Here is an 18,452-nt window from a genome sequence, read left to right as displayed (position 1 = left end):
CCGCCCTCCAGCGTGTCGTCGCCATCTTCGCCATAAAGAGTGTCTGAGAACACTGAACCTAAAATGATGTTGGCTGCGTCGTCACCTTCTGCATACCCACCGGTCGAAGGTGCATTGAACTGTGTCGGGTTACTCGCTGTCATCGTATCCTCCAGCTCTTTCTAAAACGGACAGAATACTCGTGCGGTTAATGAACTGTTAACGCACATAGGCGGTAGGTGTTTTTTGTGGAATTTTGTCGATCCAGTCGAAACTACTCACTCTCGCTTTGGACACGGGGCACATGGACCTGCCGTGTTTAAGCTCCGGTTCTGATGCTCATATATGCGGCCACAGTCCGACGTCTTGTGTAGCATGTCTGCCGCCGGATGAGCGCTGCCTTCAATGTTTTTAAGAAGGTTTCTGTCACGGCATTCGCCATTTTGGCTCAGGCTGATGGCGCTCCATAGCTTATGTCACCGGCCCACTTCTGGTTCGGTAGATCCGCCGTGAAGTCGCGGTCGAGCAGGTTCGGTGCGATGTCGAACTTGTGATCACTATCTGCCGTTACCTTATGTTGGTGTGTTCTTACCACTGGTCAGCGCGGTCCGCACTGCATCTTAGAGGAATTCGTCCGTCCGTTTCAGTCCCATAGTCCGTCTCCTTTGCTGCAATAAATGCTATCAAAAGAGCGGCATTAAACCGTGACAGGTCCACTAAGGAGTCTCGCATCCAGTCGGTAAATGGGACAAATACTGTTGTGCCAGCCTTGTTCTGGGTGACTTGTATTCCGTTACTCTCAATCTCAGACCAGCGATAGTCAAGAATATCACCTCCGCGCTGCGCGCTATCGATATATAGCATCATAGCCAGCCGGATGTGATATCCGATCTCCACCACTCTGACATCAGCCCAGACCGCGCCCGACCGGACCAGCTTTGCCTACCAGGATCTGCGCTCCCGACTCATGCAGTCTCGCGAAAAGAACAGCATTGCCATCCACATCATCGCCGAACATAAAAGCGGGTCAAGGCAAGTACTGAGGCCGCAAAGAAAACAGGAAAAGAGACCCAAAAATTGACCGCGTCATAGACCAAGGCGAATAACTGAGGGTGGGCCAATTCTCGGTGAAAATAGCGGGGCAGTTCTCAGTGACAATCAACAGTGTTTCGCATCACGTACAAACTCAGGGAAGATCGAGCGCTGAAAACAGACCATGAAGAACTGCAATGTGCTGTAAAATCACGACCTGCCAGCTGATCTCACGCAGTAGATCGACGCATTTTACAGCGTCTTGTGTGGGCCGTAGACGGCGGGTGAAGGCATTTTGGCCATCCGAGCACTTCACAGTGGAATGTTTGTGGGGATAGGGTACGGCGACGCCTCAAAGGGGGCAATCTTTTCAGTCTATCAGCGACCTCAAAAAATTTCGGGCTAACGTGAAGATCGATTTTTCAGGTGGAGCTTGCCAGTCATTCATAGCTGTGGAGTAGAAAAGTTGCGGAGTTGACCTAATTGCAACAACTACATAGTGAAATAGGCTGAGCGAAGTTTTCAGTGAAAAAGGGCGCAGTTTTGAATTTTAAAAAAATCATAGAGGGTTTTGGCTTTATGAAATTCCCCTTTTGCGTGTCCCATCCGAACGCTGTACTGAACACATGGATGAGTGGCCTTTACACATGGTTAAGCTTGTTCAATATTGGTGCAAGATCCTGATCGGGGTCGATAAATTCTCTTAGATTTCCGGAACTTTTTCTGATGACCATAACCCATCTCGTCACACATTCTGGTGGTTTTCATGCGGACGAGCTTTTGTCGTCGGTCATCTTGACGCGCCTGTTTCCAACTGCCGAGATTGTGCGGACACGAGATGCTGAATGGATTGCTCCCGGACCGGGTAAGATCATCTACGACGTAGGTCGTGACTACGATGCCAAAGCATCAATTTTTGACCATCATCAACGCCCCAACCCTTTGCGTGAGGATGGCCAGCCTTTTAGTTCATTTGGACTGGTCTGGCATCATTTTGGCCATGATTATCTGCGTGCACTGGAAGTGCCGGAAGGGGATTTGGAAGAGATTCACGCCTCTTTTGACAAAGGCTTCGTGCTTCCGATTGATCTGATGGACAACGGTGTCCTAAACCAATCCGAAGCAGGGCCTATGTTGTCTGCGCTGACGCTGCCGGCATTGATTGAAAGCCTAAAACCAGTATTTGACGAGACCGATCCAGGGGCAGAAGATCGTGCGTTTTTGAATGCACTGACCATTGCACGCGCCTTTGTCGAGGCCTCAATCCAGAGAAAAACAGCAAAGCGTCGCGCCAAAGCAAAGGTTATGGCGGCTATTGAGACTGCAGGCAGCGGACATATTCTTGAACTAGATATGGGCATGCCATTTCGCTCTGCGGTGGAAGAGGCTGGAGCCGATCACCTGCTCTTTGTGGTAAATCCACGTGGCGACGATTGGACGCTTGGATGTATCCGCGTTGGCAATGATACCTTTGAAAATCGCGCGGACTTACCAGAAGCCTGGGCCGGTTTGACAGATGAAGCCTTGGAGCAGGCCTCGGGTGTCAAAGGTGCAAAGTTCTGTCACAACGGTCGCTTCATTGCTGTGGCAGACAGTCGCGAAGCGATCATGGCGCTTGCAAATCTTGCCGTGAAAGAAGCGATTGCGGCAGAAGTATAAAACGGGTTTGCCCCTCTTGTGCAAACCCGATTCAACTGATCAGATCTTTGCGTGCCAAAATTAGAGACGCTTAAACCCCTGCAGAACCTGCCGTGTGGCTGTCACAAGAGGCACATGTGTCTCTTTCAGGATCGAAACACGATCAAAACGCTCAGGGTCACTGTTCACGGCTTCGCGCAGGGCTGTGCCAAAGGCCATGCGCAGCTCTGTTCCAATGTTGAATTTGCAAATCTTTGACCTTTGCGACAGCGATTTGCGCTGTGCTACCGGCACGCCAGAGCCGCCGTGGATCACCAATGGCACCTCTGTGACGGCTTCAATCGCCCGGATGCGTGGTTCATCCAAACCACCTTCTTTGTCTTGTTGCAAATGCACATTGCCAACTGAAATCGCCATCGCATCGACGCCGCTGTCGCGCGCAAATTTTGCGGCTTCTTCAGGATCCGTTCCAGCCGAGCTCTCACCATCAGCATAACCAACAAAGCCAATCTCTCCCTCACAAGAGATCCCAGCGGCATGGGCCATTTCAGCGATTTTGGCTGTGTCATCAATATTTTGCTGTAAAGGCGTGCGAGAGCCATCAAACATGACCGAGGTAAAGCCAGACTCAATCGCGATTTTGCAATCTTCTGCCGTGTAGCCATGATCCAGATGAGCGACCACGGGCACAGTGGCCTGTTCCGCCAGATGGCGGAACATTTTACCAAGGATTGGCAAGGGCGTATGGGCTCGGCAAGAGGGGCCAGCCTGCAGGATCACCGGACAGTTTTCAGCCTCAGCGGCCGCCACATAGGCCTGCATATCTTCCCAGCCCAAAGTGACAAGACCAGCCACAGCGTAGCCCTCTCGCAATGCGGGTTGCAATACGTCCGAAAGTGTCGCGAGTGTCATTTGAACTTGGCCACCATATCCATAATACCAGGGATTGTGTGCAGCTGCTCAGCATGGGTCTCTTGAAAATTCTGTTTCAAAGACCGCTGGCTGAGCCCGCCAAGAATGGTGAAATAATACATTTCATATCCGGGCAGCACGGCACAAGGGTGGTATCCTTTGTCAATCATCACCGTTGAACCATCCATGATGTGATAGGCATCACCCGGTTCATTATCGACCCGCTGCAGCATCTGCAGGCCAGAGCCGTAGTTCGGCTTGAACCTGAAATTATAGGTCTCATCATGACGGGTTTCATCGGGCAGATTGTCCGTATCATGCTTGTGGCTTGGAAACCCTGACCAGCCACCAGCGCCAACGGTGTAAAGTTCAGACACCAATAGGCGACCAACCTTATCATGATGGCCTGCGCCTAGGATGTGTTTGATTTTACGATGGGTTTTGGTGTCGTCTGATCCGTATTGGACCACGTCCAATTCAGCTTTACGCACGTCAAAAGGTTCCAGAACCTTGTCGTATTTGGCGCCGGCAATGAAAACCTCGGCTTCATCAGAGACACAGGCCAGCCGCGTTTTTGCACCAACCGGCACATAAACGCCTTCAGGCTCTCCATCCCAGACATCAACGCCGCGATTGCCGACCTTAGCAAAACCTGCGCCATCCACGTCCACATCTACGGTGCCGGTCGCAGGGACCACGCAAGTCTCATAGCCAGGCACGGCATAGTCAAAGACCTCGCCCTTTTTCAGCTTCACAATGTTAAAATAGTTCAGAGGCACCAGATCATGGTCCACGTCCACGATGGGTTTGTTCTGATTGTCGTGCGGCGCGATGTGCATCCGTTGTCTCCTCCTTAGACGTCAGTCGGGCCAGCATGTTCGGCCAGAAAGGCCTCCAGCTGATCTGTTGTTGGCATGGCAGGTGCGCAGCCGGGTTGGGACACCACGATGGATGCGCAGGCAGAGCCGCGCAAAACGGCCTCTTTCCAGCTGCGCCCTTCGGCGATCCCGGCAAGTAGCCCCGCCATAAAGCTGTCTCCTGCGCCGTTGGGTTTCACGGCAGTCACAGGGTAGATCCCGGTACGGATTTCTTGTCCGTCTACAAAGGTGATCGCACCTTCGTGACCCATTTTGTAAATCACCACGCGCCCCTCAACCGCCAGCGCGCGGGCCTTCTCCAGACCTTTTTCAATGCCGCCTGCCATAAAGCCGAACTCTTCATCATTGCCGACGATCATGTCGCTGGCCTCACCAGCGCGGGTTAGAACATCTGCTGCAACTTCGGGGGAGGGCCAGGAATAGGGCCTATAATCAATGTCAAAAATCACCGGCAATCCCGCCGCACGGGCCTTTTCAAAGGCGCGAAAGGTCGCACTCCGCGAAGGCTCGGCTGCAAAAACGGTGCCCGCACTGATCGCCGCACCAAAGGCGCTATAGTCTACGGCTTCCATATCCGCTTCGGTCACTTGAAAATCCGCCGCATTGTTGCGGTAGATCACATTTTGAAAGTCATCCATGCTGCTTTCATAGATCGCCAGAGAGGTGCGATATTCGCCGCCCACCTTGCGCACATATTGCGTATCCACGCCGTAGTGTTCCAACCGGTTCAGGCAAAACCGCCCCACCGCATCATCGGATACAGATGTCACCAGCGCTGAACGTGACCCCAGTTTGCACAGGCCCGCACAGATATTCGCGGAAGACCCGCCAAGATCTGAGCGAAAGCTCTCAGCATATTCGCTTTTGGTGCCAATGGGATCGGCAAACATATCCATCCCCGCACGACCAAAAACCGCAAAGTTCTTCTGGGTGATGCCTTTGATCAGCTTGTCCATCACACGCCCTTTCGCTGCTTGGCGCGGCTGGATTCCCAATCGACATGGGCGTCACGCACACGGTCGCTATTGGTGATATGGGGGGTGCCAACCTCCCACCATGTGTGGCCTTCCTGCGTCCACCCTTCATAGGCGTCCACATCCATTACAATCACATATGTCTTGTCCGAGGCTTTGGCCCGTTTGAATGCCTCCCCCAGCTCTGCCGGATTAGCGACTTTTTCCGCCGCAGCCCCCATTGCCGCTGCATGGGCCGTGAAATCCACGCCAAAGGGCGTTGGAATTGTGGGGCAATCCGCCAAGAGATTGTTAAAGCTCTCGTTGCCGGTGTTGTTCTGTAGTTTGTTGATGACAGCGAAACCGCCGTTGTCTAACACAAGAACGATCATCTTTTTCTGACTTAACACGCTGGAATAGATGTCTGAATTCAACATCATATAAGATCCATCACCGCAGAATGTAATGGTGTCTTGATCTGGTTCGCGTTCCGCTTGGGCAATGCGGGCGCCCCAGGCACCGGCGATTTCATAACCCATACAGCTAAAGCCAAATTCAACATCCACCGTGCCGATGTCCAAGGTGCGCCAATTGGCGGTGACCTCGGCTGGTAGTCCGCCAGCCGCTGCAACTACGCGATCCCGTGGGTCACACAACGCATTCACAACGCCGATGGCCTGCGCATAGGAATTGGGGCGGTTGCCATAAGATACGTTTTCAGCCACGTAGGCATCCCATTCCGCACGATGCCCCTGCGCCTTGGAAACCCAATCAGCAGGTCCTGTATAATCCAGCTCGCCGCTCAGCGCGGTCAGCGACAGTTTGGCATCCCCAACCACCGGCAGCGACATATGTTTGCCCGCGTCATGACGCCCTGCATTGATCGAGATAAATTTGGCATCCTGCGCAAAGGCGGTCCAGGATCCCGTGGTGAAATCCTGCAGGCGTGTGCCAACGGCAAGGATCACATCCGCCTCTTCTGCAATGGCATTGGCGCTGTTTGACCCCGTCACGCCAAGGGGGCCGATGTTCAGCGGATGCGTTGCCAGCAAATTGGCGCGCCCGGCAATGGTCTCCACAACGGGGATTTGGTGTGTTTCGGCAAAATCTGTCAGCTCGGTCACCGCGCGTGAATACTGGATGCCGCCGCCTGCGATGATCATAGGACGTTTGGCTGTTTTCAGCAGGGCAACCGCGTCTGCAAGCTCCGCCTCGTCAGGTGATTGACGGCGAATACGGTGCACTTTCTTTTCAAAGAAGGACAGCGGATAGTCATAAGTCCAGCCCTGCACGTCCTGTGGCAGTCCCAGAAATGCAGGGCCACAATCTGCCGGATCAAGCATCGTCGCCAAAGCATTTGGCAATGATTGGATCACCTGTGCGGGATGGCTGATGCGGTCCCAATAGCGGCTGACTGGTTTAAACGCATCATTCACGCCAAAGGTTGGGTCGTTGAAATTCTCCATCTGCTGCAGCACCGGATCGGGCAGGCGGGTCAGGAAGGCGTCACCGCATAGCATCAACATCGGCAGGCGGTTGGCATGGGCAAGCCCCGCCGCGGTCAGCAGGTTAGCCGTGCCCGGACCCGCCGAAGCTGTGCAGAACATAAAGCGCTGACGCAGCCACTGTTTTGCATAGCCCGCCGCTGCAAACCCCATGCTTTGTTCATTCTGTCCGCGATACAGGGGCAACTCCTCCTGAACGCCATAAAGCGCTTCGCCAAGGCAGGTCACATTGCCATGACCAAAGATGCCAAAACCACCGCCGCAGACACGGTATTCAGTGCCGTTGATTTCGATGAACTGATTGGAAAGCCAGCGAATAATCGCTTGCGCAGTGGTCAGTGTTACTGTTGAGCTGGATGTCGTCATATGGCGCGAACCCTTGTGGGATGGTCGTAAGATGGTCAGCGGAAAATTCGGTTTCAGGCCGAATGCAGCTTGCGAGATTTCGAATCTGAGGATACAAGTTTTGCAACCGGTTGCAAACGGTAATTGCAAAGCGTGTCTTTATCTTGGGAGGGGTGGCATGTCGAAACAGCGAACAGAAATTGGAATCGGTATCCTGGGCGGAGGCTATATGGGCAAGGCGCACGCCGTTGCGATGTCGGCTGTAGGGGCGGTGTTTGATACTGCGCTGCGCCCGCGTCTGGAAATGGTCTGCGCAAGCTCTGCCGAAAGTGCAGAACGCTATCGTAGTGCGTATGGGTTTAACCGCGCGACAGATGATTGGCGTGCATTGGTTGAAGATCCAAAGGTCGAAGCAATTGTGATTGCCACGCCGCAATCCACCCATCGCGCGGTGGCAGAGGCAGCTTTTTCTCTTGGAAAACCAGTATTTTGTGAAAAGCCTCTGGGCGCTTCGATAGAAGATAGCGCTGCGATGACAGCCGCGGCTGAAGCTTCAGGCGTTGTCAATATGGTGGGCTTTAACTACATCCGCACGCCCGCAAGCCAATATGCACGCAAGCTGATTGCCGAAGGTGCGATCGGGGATATCACCTGGTTTCGTGGCGAGCACACCGAAGATTTCATGGCCGACCCTGATGAGCCCGCCACATGGCGCACCACGGGGATGGCAAATGGCACTATGGGCGATCTTGCGCCGCATATGATCAATGCGGCGCTTGCGCTGTTGGGGCCGATCACACGCGTCATGGGCGAGGTTGAAACCGTTCACAAAACCCGTCCGGGCGGCGACGTCAGCAATGATGACCACGCCCAGATGATGTGTCGCTTTGAGAATGGAGCGATGGGGCAGATGTATTTCAGTCGTATCGCCACGGGTCGTAAGATGGGCTACGCCTATGAAATCACGGGAACAAAAGGCGCAATTCGTTTCGATCAAGAAGATCAAAACGCGCTTTGGTTGTACCTGCGTGACGGACCTGCCGCAACGCAGGGGTTTACCAAAATCCTCACGGGGCCGGCCCATCCTGATTATGAACCCTTCTGTCAGGGGCCGGGGCATGGCACCGGGTATCAGGATCAGATCATTATCGAAGCGCGCGATTTTCTTGCCGCTATCGAACAGGGAAAATCCCTTTGGCCGACCTTTCGTGATGGCCATGAGGTGAACCGGATTGTCGCGGCGGTGCTTGCCTCGGCTAAAGACCAAACATGGAAACATATCAACGCATTCTGAGCATCGGAAAGGTTTCAAGATGACAATCAGAATTGGCAACGCGCCCTGTTCATGGGGTGTGGAATTTGCAAACGACCCTCGCAATCCCAACTGGCAATCCGTTTTGAAGGATTGTGCAGAGGCGGGTTGCAAAGGAATTGAACTGGGTCCGGTTGGCTATATGCCTGAAGATCCTAGCATTTTGGCGGATGAACTGGCCAAGAATGACCTGCAATTGATTGGCGGGGTGGTGTTTCGCCCTTACCATGATCCAGCCGCGTTTGACGACGTTCTGGATGCAACCCATCGCACGGCAAAGGCGCTAAAGGCGCATGGGGCTGAGCATATGGTCTTGATCGATTCTATTTCAGAGCGTCGGGCGCCAACGGCGGGGCGTGCGGCGGAAGCGGAGCAAATGGACAAGGCGGAATGGCAAGCCTACCGGGATCGCATTGCCGAAACCGCGCGTATTGGCTCTGAGGAATACGGGTTGACCGTTGGCATTCACGCCCATGCCGCAGGGTTCATGGATTTCGAACCAGAGCTTGAGCGCCTGCTGAGCGAAGTCGATGAAAACATTTTGAAAATCTGTTTTGATACGGGGCATCATTCCTACGCAGGATTTGATCCAGTTGCCTTTATGAAGCGGCATGTCAGCCGAATTTCATACATGCATTTCAAAGATATATCACCTTCGGTGAAGGCAGATGTGATCGAGAAACGCACGGGATTCTATGATGCCTGCGGGCAGGGGATTTTCTGCAACCTTGGCGAGGGCGATGTGGATTTCCCCGCGGTGCGTCAGGTTCTGCTGGACGCTAATTTTGAAGGCTGGTGCACAGTCGAACAGGACTGTGATCCGACGCTGGATCCTGATCCCGTTGGAGATGCACGCAAAAACCGGGAATACCTGCAGTCCATCGGATTTTAGGGGGCACTTCCTGTACACCGCCCGTACACCCCTTGTGCACCTCAGGGTGCACAGGGAGCGGGTTGAATGACAGCTTTGGCAAAAAGGATGAGGGCCATGGCAAAATTGAAATGGGGCATGATCGGCGGCGGTGAAGGCAGCCAGATTGGACCTGCGCACCGATTGGGTGCTTTGGCGGATGGTCAGTTTGAACTGGCGGCTGGCGCATTGGACCATCGGGCAGATGTGGGGCGTGAATATGCGCAGCGTCTGGGCATTACAGCGGATCGCGCCTATGGCGACTGGCAGGAGATGCTGGCAAGCGAAAAGGGGCGCGACGATCGCATTGATCTGGTGACGGTTGCGACGCCAAATTCGACCCATTTTGAGATCACTAAGTCTTTTCTTGAGGCGGGGTTCAACGTGCTTTGCGAAAAGCCGATGACCATGACCGTTGAAGAAGGCGAAGAGATCGTCAAAATCGCTGAGGCGACCGGCAAGATCTGCGCGGTGAATTACTGCTATTCGGCCTATCCAATGGTGCGTCAGGCTCGCGCGATGGTGCGAAATGGCGAATTGGGTAAGGTTCGCGTTGTGGTCACGAATTTTAGCCACGGCCATCACGGCGATGCAACAGATGCCGATAATCCACGGGTGCGCTGGCGCTATGATCCGGCGATGGCAGGTGTGTCAGGTCAGTTTGCGGATTGCGGCATTCATGCGCTGCATATGGCAAGCTTTATCGCCAATGATGAGGTGAAAACCCTATCTGCGGATTTTGCTTCAACCATCGCGAGCCGTGAGCTGGAAGATGACGCAATGGTCAATTTCCGTATGGAAGGTGGCACGGTTGGGCGTCTGTGGACCTCTTCTGTGGCAATTGGTCGTCAGCATGGGTTTGAAATTCAGGTCTTTGGGGAAACGGCAGGTCTGAAATGGGCGTCTGAGCAGCCAAACCAGTTGATTTATACCCCTGTTGGCGGGCGTACGCAGATCATTGAAAAGGGGGAGGGCGGATTGCATGCTGATGCACAACGTCTGAGCCGGGTCGCGATTGCGCACCCGGAAGGGTTCCCGCTGGCGGTGGCCAATATCTACTGTGATCTTGCGGATGCCATTCGCGGAGAAGTGCGCGAGGGTCTGCCCAATGCAGCGGATGGCGTGCGGTCGATGGCGGCGGTGCACACGGCCGTGGCCTCAGCCAAGGATGGTGGCGTTTGGATGGATGCAAGACCTTCGATTTTTCGCTAAGGCATTGCAATAAATAAAAAACGCCTCCAAAACTCGGGGGCGTTTTATGAAGGATGGGTTATTGTGGGGCTTTAAGCGTGCCGCGCTCCACAATGGAGCAGGGGAAAATGCGGGCTTCGGGATAGCGATGCGGGTCATCCAACATTGCCACCATCAATTCAATCGATGACGTCACAATCTGGCGGATCGGCTGGTGGATTGTGGTCAAGTTGATGTTTTCCCAGCGCGACATTTCCATATCATTGAGGCCAATGATGCCGATGTCATCTGGTGTTTTCAGACCGCTGGTTTGCACCGCGGAGAGCGCCCCGATTGATAAAACATCATCGCCGCAGAAATAGGCCTGTGCGGGGCCAACATTCAGTAGGCGCAGCATTTCTTTTCGCCCGGCGTCGAAACTGTAGGCTTCAGCAAAAGAGTAGCTGACCTGAACGCCGGGGTGATGTTTCATTTCGGACATAAAGCCGGCATAGCGGTCTTGGGTTGAGGTTGCTTTTTCAGGCCCCCCCATAAAGGCGACATGGCTATATCCGCGCGACACCAGACTGCGGGCTGCCATGCGGCCACATGCGACGTTGTCGATGCCCACCACATGGACCTCGGGCGAGGAGGAGGAACGTCCAAAGGAATGCACCACAGGCACGCCCGCATCGCGAAACGCTTTGGCAAATTCTGGCAGCAGGGTGGAGGAGGCGACAACAACGCCGTCGACCGAATATTGCCGCAGCATTTGGACGGATTGTGCCGGATTTGTTTCATCCGTAAGGTTGACCAGCAGGGGTCTGAGCCCGCGTTCCTGGAGGCCGCTGGTGAAGAGATCAAAGACCTCTAGGAAGATCGGATTGTGAAAGTTGTTGGAGACCAGGCCAATCAGCTTGGTGCGCCCGGTGGTGAGAGAGGAGGCCAGCGCATTGGGGCTATAGCCCAGATCGCGGGCCGCTTTTTCCACTTTGCGGCGCATCTTTGGAGAGACCGAGGCACCTTCGGTAAAGGTGCGTGAGACGGCCGAGCGTGAGACGCCTGCGCGTTCTGCAACCTCTTTCAATGTCACCGGCATGGGCGCTGTGTCTCCAAAATTGAGCTTTCGAGGGTTCTACTGGCTTTCGGTCTCTTGTGCAGCATGAAAAATTAAAGATCTTTTTGCAACCGGTTGCAATATGGCTTTTGATATGGTTAGCTTGAGTCGGGAGGCGGCGTGAGCCGACTCTTTCACCCCAAAGGCGGTGATGTTCTGGGAGGAAATAATGAAATCATTGATCAAGACGTTTGCCTTGGCAACCACTGTAGCAGCAGCTCCACTGATGGTGGCGACAGCAGCTTCGGCGGAAGGTGAGAAATATATTCTGGTGAGCCACGCGCCAGACAGTGACAGCTGGTGGAACAGCATCAAAAACGGTATCGCGCTTGCGGGCGAGCAGATGGGTGTTGAGGTGGAATACCGCAATCCGCCCACTGGCGACCTTGCGGATATGGCGCGTATCATTGAGCAGGCTGCGGCATCTGGCCCAAACGGTATCATCACCACATTGGCGGATCCTGACATTCTGGAAGGTCCGATCAAAGCCGCAGTGGACAGCGGTGTAGATGTGATAATCATGAACACCGGCACGGCCGATAAAGCCCGCGAAGTGGGCGCGCTGATGTATGTTGGCCAGCCTGAGTATGACGCGGGTTATGCTGCGGGTCTGCGCGCAAAAGGGGATGGTGTTGGATCGTTCCTATGTGTGAACCACTACATTGTTCAGCCCTCTTCACAAGAGCGCTGTCAGGGTTTTGCGGATGGTCTGGGCATTGAACTGGGCACGCAGATGATTGATGCGGGTCAAGACCCGGCAGAGATCAAAAACCGGGTTCTGGCTTATCTGTCATCCAACCCTGAGACTGACGCGGTTCTGACGCTTGGCCCAACCTCAGCGGACCCAACATTGCTGGCACTGGAAGAAAACGGTCTGGCAGGCGATATTTACTTTGGCACCTTTGATCTGGGTGGTGAGATTGTAAAAGGCATCAAATCTGGCGTGATCGAATGGGGCATCGACCAGCAGCCCTTCCTGCAGGCTTATATGCCGGTTGTGATCATGACCAACTACCACCGTTATGGTGTGTTGCCCGGCAATAACATGAATTCTGGCCCTGGTTTTGTGACCGCTGAGGGTTTGGAAAAGGTTGAAGAATTCGCGGGCGAATACCGCTGATCCTTACTTGTTTTGCGGGCGTCTGACACAATTCGGACGCCCGCAGTCCGTCTGGACGACACATGAATTTACTTTGGAGGGGGGCTTTCATGGCTGAAGCCGCACAAACCACACCCGCCGCTGACGAACGTATCAAACAGATCTCTCCCCTGCGCAAAGCGCTGATCCGCCCGGAGTTGGGTGGTATGGTTGGGACCGTCGCGGTTTTCACATTCTTTTTGCTCTTTGCGTTTGACAGCGGCATGTTCAACAGTCAGGGCGTGATGAACTGGTCGATTGTTTCGGCGCAGTTCATGATTATTGCCGTTGGTGCATGTTTGCTGATGATCGCCGGTGAATTTGATCTGTCTGTCGGATCTATGATCGGTTTTGCGGGCATGATGATTGCTATCTTTGGGGTGACCCTTGGTTGGCCTATTTGGATTGCGATTATCGTCACCTTTGTGCTGTGCACAGGCATTGGTGCCTTAAATGGTTTTATCGTGATCCGAACTGGCTTGCCCAGTTTTATTGTAACGCTGGCCTTCCTGTTCATCCTGCGAGGGTTCACGATTTACCTGCCGCAAATCATTGAACGCAAAACGATCATCGGTGGGATCAAGGATGTAGCCGAAGGCGATTGGCTGGCACCTGTCTTTGGTGGCAAAATCCTACAAGGGTTTTTCCAGTGGATGGGAGAAGCGGGCCTGATCACCACTTTTACGCGTGGTACCCGCGCAGGACAGCCCGTGGTTGATGGTATCCCGATGCTGATTGTCTGGGCAATTGTGCTGATCATCTTTGGCCATGTTCTGTTGACCAAAACCAAATTTGGCAACTGGATTTTTGCCGCGGGTGGCGATGCAGAAGCTGCGCGCAATTCGGGTGTGCCTGTGAACCGTGTGAAGGTCCTGATGTTCATGATGACCGCCTTTTGCGCCACTGTTTTTGCGGTGTGTCAGGTGATGGAATTCGGATCTGCTGGGGCGGATCGCGGCTTGCTGAAAGAGTTTGAGGCGATCATTGCGGTGGTTATCGGCGGTGCACTTTTGACCGGTGGCTATGGATCGGTTCTGGGCGCGGCGCTGGGCGCGTTGATCTTTGGTGTGGTGCAGCAGGGTCTGTTTTTCGCAGGTGTCGAAAGCTCGCTGTTCCGGGTGTTCCTGGGGGTTATCCTGTTAGGGGCTGTGATCCTGAACACTTACATCCGTCGTGTTATCACAGGGGAGCGTTGATATGACTGAACCTATTATTCAGATGCAAAACATCGAAAAGCATTTTGGCTCTGTGATTGCGCTGGCGGGTGTGTCCGTTGATATTTTCCCGGGTGAATGCCACTGCCTGCTGGGTGACAATGGTGCGGGGAAATCGACCTTTATCAAAACCATGTCGGGCGTGCACAAGCCCACCCATGGGGATATCCTGTTTGAAGGGCGTCCCATGCATTTTGCCGATCCACGGGATGCGATTTCGGCGGGGATTGCGACGGTGCACCAGCATCTGGCGATGATCCCTTTGATGTCAGTCAGCCGGAACTTTTTCATGGGCAATGAGCCTGTGAAAAAGATTGGCCCGCTCACCTTGTTTGATCACGATTATGCCAATCGCGTGACGATGGAGGAAATGCGCAAGATGGGCATCAATCTGCGTGGGCCGGATCAAGCGGTTGGCACGCTGTCGGGGGGTGAGCGTCAGACAGTTGCCATTGCCCGTGCCGTGCATTTCGGGGCAAAGGTTTTGATCCTGGACGAGCCGACATCTGCCCTAGGGGTGCGCCAGACGGCCAATGTTTTGGCGACCATTGATAAGGTGCGCAAGCAGGGTATTGCGGTGGTCTTTATCACCCACAATGTGCGCCATGCGATGGCGGTTGGAGACCGGTTTACGGTGTTGAACCGTGGTCAGACCTTGGGTACCGCCATGAAGGGGGAGATCAGCCCGGAAGAGTTGCAGGATCTTATGGCCGGTGGTCAGGAGCTTGCCCAGCTTGAAGGCAGTCTGGGCGGAACTGTTTAAGCGGGAAGACCCGTGTGATCTGCTGCCGCGCGCCACAGGGTGCGCGGCGGTTTTTATGAGACGTCAAAGCGTTCCAGGGAGGTTAAGTCTCTATTGTGGAGCACAACCTGTTCGACGTAGGTTTGAATGTCGTCACTGTCTGAAAAGCCAACAATCCCAAAGTTTGTATCATAAATAAAAGCTCCCTTGTTGGGGTCGTTTATGACAGAAATTGCATGCCCAGTTATCTTTCGGGGGTCAGTTACATGCTTGTACCTTATGGATAAAAGGCTGGTTGTTGCGATTTCAAATTCATTGTCCCAGTCAAAGAGCTCATCAGCGGATTGATTTTTGCTTATGCTTTGTTTGTCATCGATGTTTAAGCCGACCGCACGCAGTGTTGTTGTTTTCAGTTCGGTCTGGCTGTGTTTAACGAATTGATTTGGCTTTCCACCTTCTTTGTTCTCTTCAAACCGATCTTGCCCGTCGCCGGTCTCGAAGATTTTGAAGGTTGATATTTGGGCTTGTAGACCCGCAGCTTCAAAGGCCGTTGGTATTGACTGGTTTAGGGACAATGTTCTTTGGTAGTTTTTTAAAAAAAGCACTGCATCACCAAGGCAAAGACCGTTGCTGATCGTATGATGAGTGCGCGAGGGGTCCATGATGTCGACCCTAAAATTACGCGACGGCATCAGAAGTTTTGGTTTTGAATTGAATTTACTTTCGCCGCGTTGTGCGATGTGGTTTTCGATATTTCGCCGGACACGTGCATCGCCTTGTGTTCGAATGGCGGCGTGTCTGCCGGGCTTGTCAATGAGCTTTGTTTTTACCTTTGGGGTGCGATCAGGATAGCGGCCGTAGTCTGATTGGGGCGTCTGCCCTGTCAAAAAATCACCCAGAGATTTTACCATCTGCACCCTCGCTGCTTTCGCTTGCTTCTGGGAGTTTATCTGCTCGTGCCATTTGGTGTCATATAAAATTATGATGCGCATTCGCATTGCGTGTGGTGGCGGTTTTCCTTGTTCCTATGGGGGTAGATGGTCTCCAGTATGTGCGGCCGAAAGAATGGAGGCTTTTCGACCGCAGCAGCAGGATTAATTGCGCAGTGCGGTTTGCAGCGCGTGATATGAGGCTTTTGGCGTGCGCTTTAGGGTTTCAAAATCAACGTGGACAAGGCCAAAACGTTTTTCATAGCCCAGCGCCCATTCGTAATTGTCGAGCAGGGACCAGAGAAAATACCCTTTGACCGGCACGCCCTCTTGGCGGGCTTTCAGAATTTTGTCCAAATGAGCCTGAACATAAGCAATGCGCGCGGGATCTTCGATTTTGCCGCTTGAAACCTGATCTGGGGAGGCCATGCCATTTTCGGTGACGATAAGGGGAAGGTCGCCGGTGAATTCCTGCGCGGTCCGGTGCAGGAATTTATATAGGCCTTCGGGGTAAATTTCCCATCCCATCTGGGTTTTAGGCAGCGGGCCGTCGATTTCGTCAAGGCTGGGCCAGGGATCGGAATTGGGCGCGATGACTTTGCGAGTGTAGTAGTTCAGCCCGCACCAGTCGACGGGAGCAGTGATTGTTGGGAAATCGTCTTGCCAGCCTTTGGGGAGGTGCGGCTCTAAGCCTTCTAATACCAGATCGGGATAGCTGCCTTTGAAGACGCCTTGTAAGAAAAAGCGGTTGTAAATCGCATCATAGCGCGCAGCTGCGGTTTGGGCCTTCGCGCTGTCATCTGCCGGAGTGGCCCATTCAAAATTAAACACGGCCCCAAGATTTTTCATGCCCAGAGCGCGCATGGTTTGAATGGCTGTGCCATGGGCTAAAAGAACATGATGCATCGCGCGGGCTGTGGCGCGGATATCGCGCAGTCCGGGCGCGTGATGGCCCAGAAAATGCGACAGCCATCCCACGCACCACGGTTCATTTATCGGCGCGGCCGAATGCATGCGATCGCCAATCCGCCCCATAATGACTTCGGTAAAATCACCAAACCATTTGGCGATGTCAGGGTTGCGCCATCCGCCCAGATCTGCCAGCGCTTGTGGCAGTTCCCAGTGATACAGGGTCACGCAGGGGTTCAGGCCGCGTTTGAGCATTGCATCAGTGAGGCGGTCATAGAAATCCAGCCCCTCTTGGTTGATCGCACCGCGCCCTTCGGGGAGAACACGGGCCCAGCTGGTGGAGAAGCGGTAGCAGTCAAGACCCGCCTGTGCGACGAGGTCCAGATCTTCTTCAAAGCGGTGATAATGATCACAGGCCAGCGCGCCGTTTTCTGCGCGCACCACATTGCCCGGCGTGGCGGCGAAGCTGTCCCAGTGCGTTGGGCCTGCACCGCCGTGTTTATGGCCTTCGATTTGGTAGCTGGAGGTTGCGGTTCCGAATTGGAAATCACGCGGGAAGTCGCTGCGTTTGAATGTAAACATTAGGTGCGTCCTGGTGCGGGGCCGGTGGATTGACCAACCATCAATTGAGCCTCAAGGAGGCGATGAACGGGCGGGGCTGTTGGGTTTGTGATCTGATCAATCAGAATCTGTGCCAAGATGCGGCCTGCCTCACGCACAGATGAATGGGTGGCCGTAAACAAGGGAATTTCTTCACCGTTGCGAAAGTATGAGATGTCATCGTCATGGGTGATCACGGAAATGTCTTGCCCCATCTTAAGGCCTGCCTCTTCGATGGCGCGGCGCACCCCGATTGCGACAATGATTGAAGACACTAGAAAGGCTGTTGGGGCATTGGGCTGGCTTAGCATGTCTCGGGTGCTGGTGTAGCCGTAGCGCTCTGTCATCTCATGGGCGCGCATGATTTGGGGATCAATTGCTAGGCCGCGTGCGGAAAGGGCGGTTTCGTATCCGCCGCGGCGGCGATAGGCGAAATCCATATGTTCAAGGCCGTTGATGAGCGCGATGCGCTGGTGTCCCAGATCCAGCAGGAAATTGGTGGCACGTTCAAAGGCGCGGCTGTTGTTCACATCCAGCCAGTTATAGGCTGTTGTGGCGCTAGAGGCGCGGCCATGAACCGCAAAGGGCATGCCCAGATCCTGCAGGATGTGAACGCGCTCGTCATCCATGGCGGGGCCTTGCACAAGAATCCCATCGACATTTCGTTTTGCGGCCATTTCCCGGTAGAGGGTTTCGATGTGATCGTCTTCGGCCAAGCGAAGTGTCATATCAAAACCCGCTGCCGCATAGCTTTCACCGGCGCCCGCAATAAAGTCGCCAAAGATCGGGTTTACCATCTCATGTTTGGTGGAAATGGGAATGATGTGACCGATGGCCCATGCGCGCCCGGTGGCCAGACCTTTGGCGCGGGTGTTGGGGCTGTAATTGTTCAGACGTGCCGCTGTCAGAACCTTTTTACGCGTCGCATCGCTCACCTCTGGGTAGCCGTTGAGTGCCCGGCTTACCGTGGTTTGTGAGAGGCCTAGATGTTCTGACAGTTGTTTCAGGTTCACTGAAAATCTCCAAAGCGCTTTGGTTATTTGTACTGTAGCGACCTTATTTTCTGAGGTCAAAGTGGAATTCACTCTTTGGATGATCGATATTTCATATGAAAATAAAGGATTGAACTTTGAATTGTTGACAGGCTGGCGTGAATCTCACAGGTTTAT

At 53.8% G+C, this 18,452-nt stretch carries 16 protein-coding genes and 1 pseudogene; 7 read left to right on the top strand and 10 right to left on the bottom strand.

Translation table 11 applies throughout. From position 1 onward, the window contains the following. Both BLP79_RS20305 and BLP79_RS19565 read right to left on the bottom strand, forming a co-directional pair. A partial coding sequence (locus BLP79_RS20305; protein ID WP_211477636.1) for a hypothetical protein occupies window positions 1-143 on the bottom strand: 143 nt, incomplete at its 3' end. 302 nt (window positions 144-445) lie between these two features. Beyond that, a pseudogene (locus tag BLP79_RS19565) lies at window positions 446-574 on the bottom strand (IS3 family transposase); the annotation flags it as partial. Between the two features lie 1,163 nt (window positions 575-1,737). Here BLP79_RS19565 and BLP79_RS17870 point away from each other — a divergent pair. Then, complete coding sequence (locus BLP79_RS17870) at window positions 1,738-2,670, top strand: MYG1 family protein (RefSeq protein WP_090221056.1); 933 nt, start codon at window positions 1,738-1,740, stop codon at window positions 2,668-2,670. Window positions 2,671-2,730: 60 nt separating this feature from the next. Here the strand turns inward: BLP79_RS17870 and BLP79_RS17865 are convergent, their stop codons facing one another. From BLP79_RS17865 to iolD, 4 genes are read right to left on the bottom strand one after another with little or no spacing between them, the layout of a single operon-like run. Further along, window positions 2,731-3,561 (bottom strand): class II fructose-bisphosphate aldolase, encoded by an 831-nt coding sequence (locus BLP79_RS17865; RefSeq protein ID WP_090221055.1) that lies wholly within the window; start codon window positions 3,559-3,561, stop codon window positions 2,731-2,733. Beyond that, the gene (locus BLP79_RS17860; protein ID WP_090221054.1) at window positions 3,558-4,400 is read right to left on the bottom strand and encodes a 5-deoxy-glucuronate isomerase; all 843 of its coding nucleotides are present in this window, start codon (window positions 4,398-4,400) and stop codon (window positions 3,558-3,560) included. The genes BLP79_RS17865 and BLP79_RS17860 overlap by 4 nt, the downstream gene beginning before the upstream one ends. A 14-nt stretch (window positions 4,401-4,414) precedes the next feature. Continuing rightward, a complete protein-coding gene (gene iolC, locus BLP79_RS17855; RefSeq protein ID WP_090221053.1) occupies window positions 4,415-5,395 on the bottom strand; it encodes a 5-dehydro-2-deoxygluconokinase in 981 nt (326 codons plus the stop codon). Next, window positions 5,395-7,263: a 3D-(3,5/4)-trihydroxycyclohexane-1,2-dione acylhydrolase (decyclizing) gene (iolD, locus tag BLP79_RS17850; protein ID WP_090221052.1), complete on the bottom strand. Its 1,869-nt coding sequence runs from the start codon at window positions 7,261-7,263 to the stop codon at window positions 5,395-5,397. Before iolD ends, iolC begins: the two co-directional genes overlap by 1 nt. Window positions 7,264-7,420: 157 nt before the next feature. Here iolD and BLP79_RS17845 point away from each other — a divergent pair, with 157 nt between their 5' ends. From BLP79_RS17845 to BLP79_RS17835, 3 genes are all read left to right on the top strand, one after another. Continuing rightward, window positions 7,421-8,536 (top strand): Gfo/Idh/MocA family protein, encoded by a 1,116-nt coding sequence (locus BLP79_RS17845; RefSeq protein WP_090221051.1) that lies wholly within the window; start codon window positions 7,421-7,423, stop codon window positions 8,534-8,536. Between the two features lie 19 nt (window positions 8,537-8,555). Then, window positions 8,556-9,446 (top strand): TIM barrel protein, encoded by an 891-nt coding sequence (locus BLP79_RS17840; RefSeq protein ID WP_090221050.1) that lies wholly within the window; start codon window positions 8,556-8,558, stop codon window positions 9,444-9,446. 96 nt (window positions 9,447-9,542) lie between these two features. Then, window positions 9,543-10,676, top strand: a complete 1,134-nt coding sequence (locus BLP79_RS17835) for a Gfo/Idh/MocA family protein (RefSeq protein WP_090221049.1) — start codon at window positions 9,543-9,545, stop codon at window positions 10,674-10,676. A 58-nt stretch (window positions 10,677-10,734) separates the two neighbouring features. On the opposite strand, the gene BLP79_RS17830 is transcribed toward BLP79_RS17835, so the two are convergent. Continuing rightward, window positions 10,735-11,733, bottom strand: a complete 999-nt coding sequence (locus BLP79_RS17830; protein WP_090221048.1) for a LacI family DNA-binding transcriptional regulator — start codon at window positions 11,731-11,733, stop codon at window positions 10,735-10,737. 187 nt (window positions 11,734-11,920) lie between these two features. Here BLP79_RS17830 and BLP79_RS17825 point away from each other — a divergent pair, with 187 nt between their 5' ends. From BLP79_RS17825 to BLP79_RS17815, 3 genes are all read left to right on the top strand, one after another. Next, window positions 11,921-12,871, top strand: a complete 951-nt coding sequence (locus BLP79_RS17825; RefSeq protein WP_090221047.1) for a sugar ABC transporter substrate-binding protein — start codon at window positions 11,921-11,923, stop codon at window positions 12,869-12,871. An 89-nt stretch (window positions 12,872-12,960) separates the two neighbouring features. Further along, window positions 12,961-14,085, top strand: a complete 1,125-nt coding sequence (locus BLP79_RS17820) for an ABC transporter permease (RefSeq protein WP_090221046.1) — start codon at window positions 12,961-12,963, stop codon at window positions 14,083-14,085. A 1-nt stretch (window position 14,086) separates the two neighbouring features. After that, window positions 14,087-14,866: an ATP-binding cassette domain-containing protein gene (locus BLP79_RS17815; protein WP_090221045.1), complete on the top strand. Its 780-nt coding sequence runs from the start codon at window positions 14,087-14,089 to the stop codon at window positions 14,864-14,866. Window positions 14,867-14,919: 53 nt separating this feature from the next. Here BLP79_RS17815 and BLP79_RS17810 read toward each other — a convergent pair whose 3' ends face one another. The 3 genes from BLP79_RS17810 to BLP79_RS17800 all read right to left on the bottom strand — a co-directional run bounded on the left by BLP79_RS17810 (window position 14,920) and on the right by BLP79_RS17800 (window position 18,296). Further along, window positions 14,920-15,756 carry a hypothetical protein gene (locus BLP79_RS17810; RefSeq protein ID WP_139163234.1) on the bottom strand — a complete coding sequence of 279 codons (837 nt, stop codon included), beginning with the start codon at window positions 15,754-15,756 and terminating at the stop codon, window positions 14,920-14,922. A gap of 183 nt (window positions 15,757-15,939) precedes the next feature. Continuing rightward, window positions 15,940-17,265: a GH1 family beta-glucosidase gene (locus tag BLP79_RS17805; RefSeq protein WP_090221043.1), complete on the bottom strand. Its 1,326-nt coding sequence runs from the start codon at window positions 17,263-17,265 to the stop codon at window positions 15,940-15,942. Beyond that, window positions 17,265-18,296 (bottom strand): LacI family DNA-binding transcriptional regulator, encoded by a 1,032-nt coding sequence (locus BLP79_RS17800; RefSeq protein WP_090221060.1) that lies wholly within the window; start codon window positions 18,294-18,296, stop codon window positions 17,265-17,267. Before BLP79_RS17800 ends, BLP79_RS17805 begins: the two co-directional genes overlap by 1 nt. Window positions 18,297-18,452: the final 156 nt, after the last annotated feature.

This window comes from Epibacterium ulvae (assembly GCF_900102795.1).
Taxonomy (GTDB): domain Bacteria; phylum Pseudomonadota; class Alphaproteobacteria; order Rhodobacterales; family Rhodobacteraceae; genus Epibacterium; species Epibacterium ulvae.
This window is presented reverse-complemented; position numbering and strand designations above follow the sequence as displayed.

Bases quoted from the DNA above. Each gene is read 5' to 3' on its own strand.
- iolD (WP_090221052.1), bottom strand. From the start codon at position 7,263: ATGACGACATCCAGCTCAACAGTAACACTGACCACTGCGCAAGCGATT.
- BLP79_RS17870 (WP_090221056.1), top strand. From the start codon at position 1,738: ATGACCATAACCCATCTCGTCACACATTCTGGTGGTTTTCATGCGGAC.
- BLP79_RS17820 (WP_090221046.1), top strand. From the start codon at position 12,961: ATGGCTGAAGCCGCACAAACCACACCCGCCGCTGACGAACGTATCAAA.
- iolC (WP_090221053.1), bottom strand. From the start codon at position 5,395: ATGGACAAGCTGATCAAAGGCATCACCCAGAAGAACTTTGCGGTTTTT.
- BLP79_RS17830 (WP_090221048.1), bottom strand. From the start codon at position 11,733: ATGCCGGTGACATTGAAAGAGGTTGCAGAACGCGCAGGCGTCTCACGC.
- BLP79_RS17835 (WP_090221049.1), top strand. From the start codon at position 9,543: ATGGCAAAATTGAAATGGGGCATGATCGGCGGCGGTGAAGGCAGCCAG.
- BLP79_RS17815 (WP_090221045.1), top strand. From the start codon at position 14,087: ATGACTGAACCTATTATTCAGATGCAAAACATCGAAAAGCATTTTGGC.
- BLP79_RS17845 (WP_090221051.1), top strand. From the start codon at position 7,421: ATGTCGAAACAGCGAACAGAAATTGGAATCGGTATCCTGGGCGGAGGC.
- BLP79_RS17810 (WP_139163234.1), bottom strand. From the start codon at position 15,756: ATGGTAAAATCTCTGGGTGATTTTTTGACAGGGCAGACGCCCCAATCA.
- BLP79_RS17865 (WP_090221055.1), bottom strand. From the start codon at position 3,561: ATGACACTCGCGACACTTTCGGACGTATTGCAACCCGCATTGCGAGAG.
- BLP79_RS17860 (WP_090221054.1), bottom strand. From the start codon at position 4,400: ATGCACATCGCGCCGCACGACAATCAGAACAAACCCATCGTGGACGTG.
- BLP79_RS17805 (WP_090221043.1), bottom strand. From the start codon at position 17,265: ATGTTTACATTCAAACGCAGCGACTTCCCGCGTGATTTCCAATTCGGA.
- BLP79_RS17825 (WP_090221047.1), top strand. From the start codon at position 11,921: ATGAAATCATTGATCAAGACGTTTGCCTTGGCAACCACTGTAGCAGCA.
- BLP79_RS17840 (WP_090221050.1), top strand. From the start codon at position 8,556: ATGACAATCAGAATTGGCAACGCGCCCTGTTCATGGGGTGTGGAATTT.